This is a genomic window from Klebsiella sp. CN_Kp100 (assembly GCF_040065315.1).
In the GTDB taxonomy this organism is placed as follows: Bacteria; Pseudomonadota; Gammaproteobacteria; order Enterobacterales; family Enterobacteriaceae; genus Klebsiella; species Klebsiella oxytoca.
The window spans coordinates 146,289-159,342 of record NZ_JBEAIJ010000002.1 but is presented as its reverse complement, the minus strand read 5'-3'; the positions used below and the strand labels follow the sequence as shown (position 1 = coordinate 159,342).

The window sequence follows — 13,054 nt, the reverse complement described above, 5'->3', positions numbered from 1 at the left end:
TTTAACTCAATATGGTATCGATTTCATACTCAGGAGAAACGATGAATCAGTCACAACAAGGGACATGGTGGAAGGAAGCGGTCATTTATCAGGTGTACCCAAAAAGCTTCTATGACAGCAATAACGATGGCACTGGCGATATCCAGGGGATAATCACGAAACTGCCGTATCTGAAAACGCTGGGCATCACCATGATTTGGGTCTCGCCGTTTTACCTCTCGCCGGGTGCGGACAACGGCTACGATATCGCCGACTACTATGCAGTGAACCCCGATTTAGGTCAGCTGCAGGATGTTGACGCCCTGATTAAGCAGGCAGGCGAACTGGGGATTGGGATCATGGTGGATCTGGTGGTTAATCATACCAGCGATGAACACCGCTGGTTCCAGGCCGCACTGGCGGACCCTGCCTCAAAATACCGTGATTACTATATCTTTAAGCCCGCCGTTGCTGGTGCCGCGCCTAATAACTGGCGTTCGATTTTTGGCGGCAGCGCGTGGGAAAAAGTGGCTGGCGAAGAGTGCTACTATTTGCACGTTTTTCATAAAAAACAGCCCGACCTGAACTGGGAAAACCCGCAGCTGCGCCAGGAAATCTACGCCATGATTAACTGGTGGCTGGATAAAGGCATCGCCGGTTTTCGCATCGATGCAATTACGTTTATTAAAAAAGATCAGGATTACGCCTCCCTGCCCGCCGACGGCGTCGATGGTCTGGCCTCCATTAAAACGAAATCGCGCAACCGTCCGGGAATTGAATGTTTTCTGAACGAGCTGAAAGAACACACCTTCAACCGGCATCGCTGCGTAACGGTAGGCGAAGCGCCCGGTGTGCCTCTGCAGGAGTACGACAGCTATATCGGCCCGGACGGCTATTTCAATATGATCTTCGATTTTCACGCTGCCGATATCGATGTCGAGAACGGCTCGGAGTGGTTTAAGCAGCGCAACTGGCGCGTGGGCGAATTCAAAGAAGCGCTTTTTGCCAGCCAGCGCGCTTTTTGTCAGGCCGGCTGGGGGACGACGTTTATTGAAAACCACGACCAGCCCCGCGCGCTGTCCAAACTCATCCGCGACGCGGATTACCAAAATGACATCGGTGCCAAAGCGCTGGCCGCGATGTACTTCTTTATGGCCGGAACGCCGTTTATTTACCAGGGCCAGGAGCTGGGGATGAAAAATTTCTGCCGGCAGTCAATTGCGGAATTTGACGATATTTCCAGTCTGGATAACTATCACCGCTCCCTGGCGGAAGGTTTCTCTGAACAGCAGGCGTTAGGCTTTATTAATCAGCGCTCCCGGGACAACTCGCGAACGCCCTTCCCGTGGTCGAATAGCGTCAACGGCGGATTTAATCAGGGTGCGCAGCCCTGGCTGGCGTTTTCTTCAACCGACTTTAGCGTCAATGCGCAAAGCCAGATAAACGATGCGCATTCGGTGTTCGCGTTTTACCAGAAGATGATCGCCTTGCGGAATAAGCACTATCCGCAAGCGCTGATTTATGGGTCATTCGCCGCCGTGGAGGACGTTGACGAGCGTATCGTTGCCTACCAGCGCGCAACACACAACGAACGTTTTATCTCTATCACCAACTTAAGCGCGCAGCATCTGCCTTACACGCTCCCGGCAGGAGAGATTGTACTCAATAATTATGCCGACGCCGACGCCACCCTGAAACCTTATCAAACCATTCTCGTTAAGGAATGAGTTAAATATGAACAAATATAAAAATATCGCCGTTGAGATAGTGAATACCATCGGCAAGGAAAACATTGCTTCCGCCACCCACTGCGCCACCCGATTACGTTTGCAGGTAAAAGACCGGCAGAAAATCGATGATGATAAAGTCCGTAATATCAGCGAAGTTAAAGGCGTATTTTTCAATTCCGGTCAGTATCAGATAATCCTCGGTACCGGGATCGTCAATAAGGTTTATCAGGAGTTTGTTAACGAATATCAGGTTGCCGAAGTCAGTAAGGATGAAATGACGAAGCAGAGTTCGGGCCGATTACAGCGGGGAATACGCAACTTATCGGACGTTTTTGTGCCAATTGTCCCGGTTCTCGGGGCGACCGGTCTGTTTCTCGGCCTGAAAGGGGTCATTTTTAATGATACCGTGCAGGCGTGGTTTGGCAGCAGCGTCCATCAGGTTCCGGCGGCCCTGCAAACGCTGACCACGGTACTCTGCGATACCGCTTTCGCCTTCCTGGCGGCGTTTATCTGCTGGTCAGCCTTTAAGAAGTTTGGCGGTACGCCGATTATCGGTTTTTTAATCGGCCTGATGCTGGTTTCCCCGGCGCTGCCGAACGCCTATGACGTGGCGTACGGCAATAGCAGCCCGATTTATGTGTTTGGCGTTATTCCGCTGGTGGGCTATCAGGGGTCAATTTTGACCGCACTCATCACCGGTATTATCGGCGCAAAACTGGAAATCTTTTTCCGCCGGGTGATGCCCAACTCGATGGACCTGATTTTCACGCCCTTTATCGTCATTCTGATTGCTGTGGCCATCGCTTTACTGATTTTAGGTCCGCTGGTACATGGGTTTGAACACTACGCCGTGATGGCTATTCAGCAATTTTTGACGCTGCCTGCGGGTATTGGCGGCCTGTTAATCGGCTTTATCTATCCCATTGCCGTAATGACCGGAATGCATCACATGTTTATTATGATTGAAACCTCGCTGATTGCCGGCACCGGGTTTAATCCACTCATTACGGTTTGCGCGATGTACGGTTTTGCCAACGCCGCCGTATGTCTGGCTATTTCACTGAAGGCGAAAAATATCGCGTTTAAAACCGCCGGAATTTCCGCGACCATTACTCAGCTATTAGGCGTCTCGGAACCGGCTTTATTCGGTATCGTGATGCAATCCGGGCTTCGGGCGATAATGGTGATGCTCACCAGCTCAGCGCTGGGCGGCATGATTCTGTCGCTGCTGTCGATAAAAGCGAACTCATACGGTCTGGCGGTCCTGCTGTCGCCGCTAATGTATCTCTACGATCGCTATCAGTTTGTCACCTATATTACCGTGGGACTCGCGGTGTTTATTTTTGCTTTTATTATTACCTTCCTTTTTGTCAAAACTGCTAACACCCGCAAAGAGAGCTGAAAATAATACAACCCGAATATTAATTTAGCCTGCGGATAACTATCCCGTTTATTAGCACAGTCATCTGTGCTCTGCACCCGCACGTCCAGAGCACAGCCACTCTTGTACAGGTATAAATGATGAAAGCCTATATGCTTACGCTCTGCGCGCTGGCTTTGCCAGCATCCGCCGCTGCGGCGGATACCACCCTGAATGAAATTAATGCCCGGCTTGAAAGACTTGAGGCCGAATTAAAGCAGTCGCGCATCCAGTTACAGGATGCGACGCGGAAAATAGATCGCGCGGAAAAAAGAGCGGCCAGCGCCGAACAAAACGCGGCGCGCGCGCAAGAAAGACTGCAGGCCGTTGAGCACAGAACCGACCAGGATCTGGCGTTAATAAAAAACCAGCCGGCGCAGAATGTCGTCGCGCAGGCGAAGCTTCAGGAAATCACCTTCGGCGGCTACGCGCGCAGCGGCATATTAACAAGCAAGGGCACAACCAGTACCGTCGGGCCTTCCCTGACGCCTGCAGGCAGCACCGGGGGGAGCGTCGGTCGCCTTGGCAATGAGTCGGATACCTATGTGACCGCCGATATTAACTACCGGCGAAAATATGATAACAATAGCCAGCTGCGTTATTACATGAAAATCGCCGAGTGGGATAAAACCTATAATACCGACAGTTCCTTTAACGGCCAGATGAACGTCCGTCAGGCTTTTGTCGAAATGAGCGATATGCCCGCATTTAGCGGCGCGTTTAAACAGGCGACGCTGTGGGCCGGTAAGCGGGAAGATCGGGATAACTTCGATATTCACTGGCTTGATTCCGATATGATGAATTTAATCGGTACCGGAGCCGGTATTTATGATGTGAATTTCTGGGGAGATATCAAAACCAACCTCGCGGTATATGGCCGTAATTTCAACGATATCGATACGATGGACAACGTTGAATATAACAACATGACCGGCGCGGATAACACGTATATTCAAAACTATACCTTCTCGCTGAATCACCGTTTGGCGAACTGGCAGTGGATGCTCAACGGCCTCTACTCGCAGGACAACGACAAACGCATAAACGATGGTCTGGCGTCGGATAAAGCGGCCTCGCAAGGGTTTAACACCATGCTGGCGTACCACGGCGACAGCTTCTACGGCCTGCGCCCCGGCAGTACGAAAACCGCGCTGCTTTATGGCCGCGCGCTGGGAGCTGAAGTTCGCGGCCCGGGCTCCGACGGTTATTTGATTCAACCGGCATGGACCGTGAAGTTCGCCTCTTATGGTATGACATCACTCACCGACAGGCTGAGCTTCGCGCCGCTGATCGTCGCTCAGAGCAGCAATAATCGCTATATCGATTCTGACCATTACGACTGGGTCACCCTGAACGCAAGAATCATTCAGCAAATTAATCAGAATTTCGCCCTGCAATACGAAACCAGCTATCAGTATATGGATATCGACCCGAAAGGTTTTAACGGCAACAGCGCTGCCAGCGGTAGCTACTACAAGCTGACGTTTGCTCCTACTTTCAAGCTGCAAAACGTCACGGACTTCTTTGAGCGTCCGGAAATCCGCTTTTTTGCCACCTGGATGCGCTGGGACAAATCGCTGGATAACTACTCCTCAACGGACACCTTCGGCAGCGCCGGATACCATAGCGCTGGTACGCTGTTCTTCGGCGCCCAGCTCGAAACCTGGTTCTGAAAACCGCGTCTCGTCGGCTCATCACAAGGGAGAGGCGCGCCAGCGATTGGCCCTCTTCCACATTTTGAACCACAATTATTGTGCCAGATTTCCGTTACCCGGAAATGAACTATCGTGGAGCTTTTCAACTGGCGGAAGGCCACCGATAACAAATGTGATAACAACAACGGCGGGTCAGTCATTATGAAGAAAATTGCCATTATCGGCGCAGGTCCTACCGGGATTTATACCCTGTTCTCATTGCTTAAACAGGGCGAGCCGCTGGACGTGTCAATTTACGAGCAGGCCGAGGAAGCGGGCGTGGGTATGCCCTATAACGATGAAGAGAATTCGCGCATGATGCTGGCCAATATCGCCAGTATTGAAATCCCTCCTGTACAAAGCACCTATCTTGACTGGCTAAAAGCCCAGAGCCCGTCGCGCCTGGCGCGCTATGGCGTAGAGTATGAAACATTGCACGATCGCCAGTTTTTGCCGCGCATCCTGCTGGGCGAATACTTTCGCGACCAGTTTCTTGCGCTGGTCGTAAAGGCCCGGGAACTGGGATTTAACATCCAGGTCAATGAGTCCTGTCGGGTCAGCGACCTGCAGGCGACCGAAGAAGGAGTGAGGCTGTGGGTGGAGGAGCAGCCCGTCGCCGAAGTGTTTGACCTCGCGGTGCTTGCCACCGGTCATGTCTGGCCGGATGAAGAAGAGTCAACCCGCACCTGGTTTCCCAGTCCGTGGTCTGGGCTGATGGAAGCCACCATTCCGCCCTGCCGGGTGGGAATTATGGGCACCTCGCTAAGCGGAATTGATGCCGCAATGGCCGTCGCCGTCCAGCACGGTCAGTTTATCGGTTCCGACGATGAGGCGCTCACCTTCAGGCTTAACGAAACCAGTCAGGCGCTGCACATCGTGCTGATGTCGCGCTCCGGCATTCTTCCGGAAGCGGATTTTTACTGTCCTATTCCCTGGGAGCCGCTGGAAATCGTCACCGACAGCGCGATGGAAAATGCCATCGCCGCGGGAAGCGACGGCCTGCTTGACCGGGTCTTTGATTTGCTGGCGCAGGAAACTGCCCTGGCCGACCCCCTGTGGAGCGAAAATATCGCCCTTCACAGCCTTAACGCCGATAGCTTCAGCGAAGCGTGGTTTGCTAAACGCCAGCAGCATAACCCTTTCCACTGGGCGATGGATAACCTTGAAGAAGTTGAGCGTAACAAGCGCGCGCGCTACACGGTCCCCTGGCGCTACGTTATCCTGCGGCTGCATGAAGCCGTTCAGGCGATGGTGCCCCACCTTAATGACCGCGACCGGGAGCGATTCAAAAACGGCCTTGCCCGGGTCTTTATTGACTGCTATGCCGCCATTCCTTCGGAGTCTATCCGCCGACTGCTGGCGCTGCGCGAAGCGGGCGCGATCGGCATTCTCGCCTTAGGGCATGATTATGATATGGCGGTGCAGCAGGAGAAGACGGTGATTACCAGCGGGCAAAATCGCTATACGTTTGACGTGTTTATTGATGCGAGGGGGCAAAAAGCGCTGAAAAATAAAGATCTCCCCTTCCCGCATTTGAGGGAGCAACTGATGGCGACGGGCGAAGAGATCCCGGAGGTTGGCGACGACTATACGTTAAGAGAGCCGCCCGTAGCGCGCGGGCGTATCGCCTTCGCCGCAATCCCCTGGCTGATGCACGACCAGCCTTTCGTTCAGGGGATTACCGCCTGCGCGGAGATCGGCGCAGCAATAGCCAGGGCGATATCGCAGCCGGCGAGCCGCTCACGCAGACGTTTAGCGCCCTTAGATCTTTAAGAAAGAGAACTAGCCGCCCGTTAACGGCGGCTAGTTTTAGCGTTTTTCAGGTTGGGGATGCCAAGGATCTTCTTTATGATCTTCGCTGTCGTCTCTTTTACGCGGAACTTCACCCTGCTCGCGCGGATCCTCTTTCGACGGATGACGACCGCGTTTATCCGGGTCGGCTGGATGCTGTACGGACATCAATTCCTCCTGTTTGCAAGGTTATTTCTGGATCCGGTCGACCCGCACCACCGGCGGCGTCATTTTCTTATCGAGACTGCCGTTAATGCTGATCATCTGATCGGGCTTCACTTCCCGGCCATCAAAAACCGCCGCGGGAATAATGACCCCTATGGTGTCGGTTTTATCGCGGAAGCTGTAGCGGTCATCACCCTGCTGCTCGATAAGATTGCCGCGTAATGAGATGGTGGCCCCATCATGCATTTCCATGGCCTGGCGCACGGTCATGATTCGCCCGTCCTCGGTCCCACGATAGCCATCATCAATCTTGTGCGGCGGCGGCGGCGCAGCGTCTTTTTTAAACCCGCCATCATCCGCGGCAAAAACGCCCTGAGCCATCAACGAACAAAAAATAACTGGCAGTAACTTTTTCATCAACAACACCTCCGGCGTATTTTCATCTTGTCTTAATAAGTCTGGGTGCTGATGTTCATTTTCACAAGCTAATGGCTAATGAATCGTCTGAGAAATATATTCCCTGGCGCGACAGGCGGAGAAAATATTACCGCCAGGCCGCAATAAAATGCGCTAAATATACCGTCAGGCTTGCGATAGAATAATCCTAAAATACTAAACGCCTCTCCCGCCTCACATTTCGAAAAGTTTCCCGGCAATCAGTAAATTACCGTTCAGAGATGAACGTAAGCGCAAAAATTATAAAAACGAATCCGTTCGATTATTCGTCAATCATCCACGACAGGCTGACCTGGCAACTACGCTTAATCTTTTAACACGAGGAGGTCAGTATGAGCGAGAACGCTAACAATACCGCGAAGTATCCCCGTCCCCCCTTTGTTGATCAGCCGCAATCGCCGCCGGGTCTTGCCGAAGAGATGAAGCCGCAGCCGGATCACGGCGAACTGAGCTACGTCGGTTCCGGTCGACTGGCAGGAAAGCGCGCGCTGATCACCGGCGGTGATTCCGGCATTGGGCGCGCGGTAGCGATCGCCTTCGCCCGCGAGGGCGCCGACGTGGCGATCAACTATCTGCCGGAAGAGGAGTCCGATGCTGAAACCGTGATTGCCCTGATTGAGGCCGAAGGGCGTAAAGCCGTAGCGATTCCGGGCGATGTGCGCGATGAAGCCTTCTGTGAATCCCTGGTCGAGCAGGCCGCCAGCCAACTCGGCGGGCTGGATATTCTGGTCAATAACGCCGGACGCCAGCAATATTGCGAGTCGCTGGAAGAGTTAACCACCGCCGACTTTGACGCCACCTTTAAAACCAACGTTTATGCGGCCTTCTGGATCACCAAAGCCGCCCTGCGTCATCTTAAAGAACACAGCGTAATTATTAACACCTCATCCGTGCAGGCCTTTAAGCCGAGCCCTATCCTGCTGGACTACGCGCAAACCAAAGCCTGCCTGGTGGCATTCACGAAGTCGCTGGCTAAACAGCTGGGGCCGAAAGGTATCCGGGTGAACGCGGTCGCGCCCGGCCCTTACTGGACGGTGCTGCAGTCAAGCGGCGGCCAGCCGGAAGAAAAAGTGCGTCAGTTCGGCGCCGATACGCCGCTGGGCCGTCCAGGGCAACCGGTGGAGATCGCGCCGCTGTACGTTACCCTTGCCTCAGATGCCTGCTCCTTCACCTCCGGCCAGGTGTGGTGCTCCGACGGCGGCGACGGCGTGCTGTAACCCGTTGCGGCGGCGGGCCCCTCAGCGGCCCGCCGTCGTGCGCAGACAGTCGAGATACTTCTGCGCTGAATCCAGTACGATCTGACGGGCATTTTTGGTGATGTTCTGCCCTTCGAAGGCGCCGTACAGCGCCCCGAAGGGCGCATCGCCCAAACGCTCAACGATATTCTCGACGCTGGGGGCCGCCAAAGGCAGAAGATTAGGATAGCTCCACATAAAAGAAACGGCGCGTGCGCCCGGCGTGACCTGGATAATATCTCCCGCCAGCATAATACCTCCCTCTTTTGCCCAGTGCAGAACGGTTCCCCCGGCGAAATGCCCGCCCAGGCGCAGCAACCGTACCGACGGAAGGATCTCCAGCGCATCCCCTTCCCATAATGTGATGGCAGGGCTATCGCGCATGATCCATTCGCGATCGCTGGCATGAAGATAAATGCGCGCATCAAAGGCTGCTGCCCAGTCCTGCATCGTGGTGTAGTAGTGAGGATGAGAAATGGCGATCGCTTTTATCCCGCCAAGCGCGGTGATCAGCGTTTTGCTGGCGGCATCAAGATTAGCGATGCAGTCCCACAGAATATTCCCCTGCGGCGTGAGCAGCAGAAAAGCGCGCTGATCGATAGCAAATTTCGGTACCGTCCTGAAACTCAACAGCCGTTCGTTATGCTGCTGCCATTTATTCATATGCGTCGCGATCAGATCGTCAGGTTTAATCCAGGCCTGTCCGCTGGCCGGGACGTACTGGCGTTCATCCTCACAGATACGACAATGGTTCAGGGTATTGCCGCGATCGTCGTAAGACGTACCGCAGGTTGCGCACAGCGTAATCATCACATCTCCTTCAGAATCATTCAGGAAGTCGTAATGAGTATGGCAGACGGGAAATTTATGGCAGGAAGGCGGGCTTCGCAGGGCTTCCGTGCCCTGAGAGGAATTTATTCGAAATAGACGTCAGGGTTTTCCGACAGCGACACGAAGGTTTTGCTGTTTTTATCCAGCGCGCGAATGTCGCCGCTTTCAATATCGTAGAACCAGCCGTGCAGACGCAACGTGCTGTCGCGCAGGCCGACGGCAACGGAGGGGTGGGTTTTAATATTGTTCAGCTGGGCGATGACGTTTTCCTGCACCATACCGTTGACTTTATCGGTCTCGTTAGCCCAGGTTTTCTTCTCCACGACGGCCTTCGCCGCGTCGGAGTAGCGCAGCCAGTGGGACACGGCAGGCATCGGCTCCAGACACTGGCAGGTGGCGATGGCTTTCATCGCGCCGCAGTTAGAGTGGCCGCAGATGACGATATCGGTCACGCCCAGCGCGACGACGGCGTACTCGATTGTCGCGGAAACCCCGCCCGGTTCAGGGCCAAATGAGGGGACGATATTCCCGGCGTTACGGATCACAAACAGCTGACCCGGCTCCTGCTGAGTCACCAGCTCCGGGACCAGACGGCTATCGGAACAGGAGATAAACAGCGCTTTGGGATTCTGGCTGGATGCCAGGCTGCGGAAGAGCTCTTTACGTTGCGGGAAGATCTCTTTCTGGAAGTTGAGGAAGCCCTCAATGATATGTTGCATAGCAGTGTCTCTTTTCTCTGTTTTAATGACGATATGACAAAGATCACATTTAGCCAGTTTATCACTGACGCGCGAAATGGGAATCGTTATTCGAGGATGAGATAAAACATCGTCCCGCAAAGCCTGGTGACAGCGCGGTAAAGATTGTTTATTTTTTGACAGAGAAAACATTGATGAGCCGGAGCCCCATGCGACTTTAGCGCTCAACATCAACCAGGAGCGCTTATGTTCTTATCCAGCCTGATGGCCATTGCCGCGGTTCTCATTATGGGCGTTATCAGCCCCGGTCCAAGCTTTATTTACGTGGCCCGCAACGCCGTTGCGCGCTCGCGGGTGCACGGTCTGGTCACCGCGCTGGGAACCGGCGCGGGCGCGGCTATCTTTTCGATAATGGCCATGATGGGGCTGCAAAAAGTGCTGACGGCGGTGCCGGAAATGTTCATCGGCCTGAAGGTTGCGGGTGGCCTGTATCTGCTGTGGCTGGGTTATAAAATTTACCGCGGCGCGGCGCAGCCGATGGATTTTGCCGCAGGCGGCATGGCGGCGGAACATTCACTATTGAAAACCTTCCGCGATGGCCTTTATACCCAGCTCAGCAACCCGAAAACGGCGCTGGTATTCGCCTCTATCTTTACCGCCCTGCTGCCGGAACGCATCCCGTTGGCCTTTTACTATATCGTGCCGCTGATGAGCTTCCTGATCGACGTCAGCTGGTATTCGCTGGTGGCGCTGGTGCTCTCTTCCGCCCGCCCGCGCAGCGTCTATCTGCGCATGAAGCGTAAGATTGATATCGTCACCGCCACGGTACTGGGCGCGCTCGGCCTGCGCCTGATTGCCACTTCGCTGTCAAAGTAGGCCAACATACCGTTTAAACGGTATAAATACGGATGTCGTGCTCGCTGAACGCGTCGCGATATTCCCGGCTGATATTCTCCTCCACGACCAGTACGTCAATGGCGCTGCTCTCGACCACCACGAAGCGCGCCACCGCCGGGATCTTATCGGAGGTCAGGCCGACAATAATTTCGCTGCACTGTTTAATGACCGCTTTTTTAAATTCGCAGTCGGAATAGTCAAAGCCTGTCAGGCCCGACTCAGGCGCCATGGCGCAGCCGCCGATAAACCCCTGATCGAAAAGCATACCCTGAATCTGCGCCACGGCGGAGGCCCCCACGCAGCCGCCGGTGGCGCGTTGGATCTGCCCGCCAAGCATCACGACGTCATACAGCGGTTTTTTGAGCAATACGGCAGCGATCTCGGGGGAGTTGGTGACCACCGTTAGCGCCAGCTCCGCCGGTAGCGCCTCCGCCATCGCCAGATTGGTGGTGCCGGTATCAATGAATATGCAGCCGCCGGGCTTCACCAGCTTTGCGCATTTCTGCGCGATTCTGCTTTTTGTCGCCGTATTTTTCTCTTTGCGCGCGCTGTAGTCACCGGCTTCAGGCAGGGTCATCACCGCACCGCCGTAGACCTTTTTGCAGTATCCCTCGCGGCTAAGCTCATGTAAATCACGGCGAATCGTATGCTCGGAGACGTTCAGACGGCTGGCCAGTTCGGCGCAAACCACTCTGCCGTTCTCCTGGAGGATCTGGCAAATAAGCGCTTGTCGTTGTTTAGGAAAAGCAGCATAATCGAGCAAAAAATAACTCCTGAAAGATTGTTCATCGAGCAATAAAGTGCATAATCGTGCATTCGTGCCCTGACTGTCAACACACCCTATATCGAGGTTTGCCATGAAAATTGCCCATATCGCCCTTTGGACCCGTCAGCTTGAGCAACAGGCCCGCTTCTGGGTAGCCTTCTTCGACGGTGAGATAAATGAGAAGTACTGCAGTCAGACCAACCCGGGGTTTGAATCCTTTTTTGTCAGGATCGGCGATGATATTGCCATTGAATTGATGACCAAGCCGGGATTGACTGCGCTGACGGCGGATAATAACCACACCGGCTGGGTGCACCTGGCGATAACCGTTGGCGGTACGGAGAACGTCGACAGGCTGGCAAAACGCGCCGCTGAGCAGGATATTCTGGTTTCTGCGCCTCGGACCACCGGTGATGGCTATTATGAAGCGGTAATTAAAGACCCCGATGGCAACCTGATTGAAATCGTCGCATAGTGTCAGACATTGATTCAACAGGAGACGCCCGTGGCCAACTATCACGTCATAGACAAACAAAACTGGCCGCGAAAAGATCATTTTGATTTTTATCGCGGTTTTGCCAATCCCAGCTTTAATCTCTGCGTTCCTGTCGAGGCGCAGCGGCTATATGAGTGCGCGAAAGATCGCGGCGTCTCGTTTTTCCAGCTGGCCCTCTTCGCCCTTGTGCGCGCAGCGAACGAGGTGCCGCAGCTTAAACAGCGGCTGTTGGGCGACGATATTATCGAATATGACCAGCTGGCGGTGATGACGCCAGTGATGACCGCCCAGGAAGGTTTTCGCCAGGTCTGGTGCGAGAATGCCGCCGATTTTGCCGCCTTCAGCCAGGCCGCCACGCCACATATCGAGGCGGCAAAACACACCGCGCCGGCGCCGCTTATCGTCAACGGCGAAAATTTCTTCTGCGCCAGCTGCCTGCCGTGGCTGCATTTCAGCGCCATGACTCACGCTGAGTATTACGTTGGCGCGTCGGTACCCGCCCTCACCTGGGGCAAGCTGAAAAACGGTATTATTCCGGTCGCGGGCAAATTCAATCACGCCTTTGTCGACGGCCTGCACGCCAGCCGTTTTTTTGCCCGCGTCGAAGAAAATTTTGCTCAACCGGAGATCCTCTGGCAGACGCGATAATCCCCCGCCATCCCTCAATGACACTCGAGCCCCGGTAAGCCGGGGCCGAAACGCCTGCGTGACTCCCGGCCTGTTCACTCTGCCCACTGTCGCAAATCCAACATGCTGATTCATTCTGCGTTGCAAATGCAGCAGTACGAGGGCGTACCAAAAAACTAACTTACTGTTTAATAAATATTAAATAAGAAACGCGTTCTGGCATAGCCTTTGCTTTAACAGTTATATAACCCACTGGAATTATTAGGCAT

General features: G+C 54.2%; 13 protein-coding genes. 8 read left to right on the top strand and 5 right to left on the bottom strand.

The window, feature by feature from the left end; all coding sequences use genetic code 11:
• Positions 1 to 41: 41 nt before the first annotated feature.
• From ABLV12_RS02790 to ABLV12_RS02775, 4 genes are all read left to right on the top strand, one after another.
• Complete coding sequence (locus ABLV12_RS02790) at positions 42 to 1,706, top strand: alpha-glucosidase (RefSeq protein ID WP_348866763.1); 1,665 nt, start codon at positions 42 to 44, stop codon at positions 1,704 to 1,706.
• 7 nt (positions 1,707 to 1,713) lie between these two features.
• Positions 1,714 to 3,111 (top strand): PTS transporter subunit EIIC, encoded by a 1,398-nt coding sequence (locus tag ABLV12_RS02785; protein WP_004102730.1) that lies wholly within the window; start codon positions 1,714 to 1,716, stop codon positions 3,109 to 3,111.
• 116 nt (positions 3,112 to 3,227) lie between these two features.
• Positions 3,228 to 4,802: a carbohydrate porin gene (locus tag ABLV12_RS02780; RefSeq protein WP_325906027.1), complete on the top strand. Its 1,575-nt coding sequence runs from the start codon at positions 3,228 to 3,230 to the stop codon at positions 4,800 to 4,802.
• 183 nt (positions 4,803 to 4,985) lie between these two features.
• On the top strand, positions 4,986 to 6,596 hold the full coding sequence (locus ABLV12_RS02775; protein ID WP_348866762.1) for an FAD-NAD(P)-binding protein: 1,611 nt from the start codon (positions 4,986 to 4,988) through the stop codon (positions 6,594 to 6,596).
• 36 nt (positions 6,597 to 6,632) lie between these two features.
• Here ABLV12_RS02775 and ABLV12_RS02770 read toward each other — a convergent pair whose 3' ends face one another.
• Positions 6,633 to 6,782 (bottom strand): hypothetical protein, encoded by a 150-nt coding sequence (locus ABLV12_RS02770; RefSeq protein WP_004102735.1) that lies wholly within the window; start codon positions 6,780 to 6,782, stop codon positions 6,633 to 6,635.
• A gap of 21 nt (positions 6,783 to 6,803) precedes the next feature.
• On the bottom strand, positions 6,804 to 7,196 hold the full coding sequence (locus ABLV12_RS02765) for a YdeI family stress tolerance OB fold protein (RefSeq protein WP_004102737.1): 393 nt from the start codon (positions 7,194 to 7,196) through the stop codon (positions 6,804 to 6,806).
• Positions 7,197 to 7,567: 371 nt separating this feature from the next.
• Here ABLV12_RS02765 and ABLV12_RS02760 point away from each other — a divergent pair, with 371 nt between their 5' ends.
• Complete coding sequence (locus tag ABLV12_RS02760; RefSeq protein ID WP_004102753.1) at positions 7,568 to 8,452, top strand: SDR family oxidoreductase; 885 nt, start codon at positions 7,568 to 7,570, stop codon at positions 8,450 to 8,452.
• A gap of 21 nt (positions 8,453 to 8,473) precedes the next feature.
• Here the strand turns inward: ABLV12_RS02760 and ABLV12_RS02755 are convergent, their stop codons facing one another.
• Together ABLV12_RS02755 and ABLV12_RS02750 are read right to left on the bottom strand one after the other, a co-directional pair.
• Entirely contained in the window at positions 8,474 to 9,280 is an 807-nt protein-coding gene (locus ABLV12_RS02755) for an MBL fold metallo-hydrolase (RefSeq protein WP_004102755.1), read from the bottom strand.
• Positions 9,281 to 9,384: 104 nt separating this feature from the next.
• Complete coding sequence (locus ABLV12_RS02750) at positions 9,385 to 10,020, bottom strand: carbonic anhydrase (protein ID WP_004102756.1); 636 nt, start codon at positions 10,018 to 10,020, stop codon at positions 9,385 to 9,387.
• A 225-nt stretch (positions 10,021 to 10,245) separates the two neighbouring features.
• On the opposite strand from ABLV12_RS02750, the gene ABLV12_RS02745 reads away from it, so the two are divergent.
• A complete protein-coding gene (locus ABLV12_RS02745; protein ID WP_004102757.1) occupies positions 10,246 to 10,875 on the top strand; it encodes a LysE family transporter in 630 nt (209 codons plus the stop codon).
• Between the two features lie 13 nt (positions 10,876 to 10,888).
• Here the strand turns inward: ABLV12_RS02745 and ABLV12_RS02740 are convergent, their stop codons facing one another.
• Entirely contained in the window at positions 10,889 to 11,659 is a 771-nt protein-coding gene (locus ABLV12_RS02740) for a DeoR/GlpR family DNA-binding transcription regulator (protein ID WP_004113471.1), read from the bottom strand.
• Between the two features lie 94 nt (positions 11,660 to 11,753).
• Between ABLV12_RS02740 and ABLV12_RS02735 the strand changes: the two genes are divergently transcribed.
• The gene (locus ABLV12_RS02735) at positions 11,754 to 12,137 is read left to right on the top strand and encodes a VOC family protein (RefSeq protein ID WP_023321133.1); all 384 of its coding nucleotides are present in this window, start codon (positions 11,754 to 11,756) and stop codon (positions 12,135 to 12,137) included.
• A 30-nt stretch (positions 12,138 to 12,167) separates the two neighbouring features.
• Positions 12,168 to 12,806: a CatA-like O-acetyltransferase, family 1 gene (locus ABLV12_RS02730; RefSeq protein ID WP_335270305.1), complete on the top strand. Its 639-nt coding sequence runs from the start codon at positions 12,168 to 12,170 to the stop codon at positions 12,804 to 12,806.
• Positions 12,807 to 13,054: the final 248 nt, after the last annotated feature.

What these genes read in the sequence shown, in the direction of transcription:
- ABLV12_RS02790 (WP_348866763.1), top strand. Translation starts at nt 42, where the DNA reads ATGAATCAGTCACAACAAGGGACATGGTGGAAGGAAGCGGTCATTTAT.
- ABLV12_RS02785 (WP_004102730.1), top strand. Translation starts at nt 1,714, where the DNA reads ATGAACAAATATAAAAATATCGCCGTTGAGATAGTGAATACCATCGGC.
- ABLV12_RS02780 (WP_325906027.1), top strand. Translation starts at nt 3,228, where the DNA reads ATGATGAAAGCCTATATGCTTACGCTCTGCGCGCTGGCTTTGCCAGCA.
- ABLV12_RS02775 (WP_348866762.1), top strand. Translation starts at nt 4,986, where the DNA reads ATGAAGAAAATTGCCATTATCGGCGCAGGTCCTACCGGGATTTATACC.
- ABLV12_RS02770 (WP_004102735.1), bottom strand. Translation starts at nt 6,782, where the DNA reads ATGTCCGTACAGCATCCAGCCGACCCGGATAAACGCGGTCGTCATCCG.
- ABLV12_RS02765 (WP_004102737.1), bottom strand. Translation starts at nt 7,196, where the DNA reads ATGAAAAAGTTACTGCCAGTTATTTTTTGTTCGTTGATGGCTCAGGGC.
- ABLV12_RS02760 (WP_004102753.1), top strand. Translation starts at nt 7,568, where the DNA reads ATGAGCGAGAACGCTAACAATACCGCGAAGTATCCCCGTCCCCCCTTT.
- ABLV12_RS02755 (WP_004102755.1), bottom strand. Translation starts at nt 9,280, where the DNA reads ATGATTACGCTGTGCGCAACCTGCGGTACGTCTTACGACGATCGCGGC.
- ABLV12_RS02750 (WP_004102756.1), bottom strand. Translation starts at nt 10,020, where the DNA reads ATGCAACATATCATTGAGGGCTTCCTCAACTTCCAGAAAGAGATCTTC.
- ABLV12_RS02745 (WP_004102757.1), top strand. Translation starts at nt 10,246, where the DNA reads ATGTTCTTATCCAGCCTGATGGCCATTGCCGCGGTTCTCATTATGGGC.
- ABLV12_RS02735 (WP_023321133.1), top strand. Translation starts at nt 11,754, where the DNA reads ATGAAAATTGCCCATATCGCCCTTTGGACCCGTCAGCTTGAGCAACAG.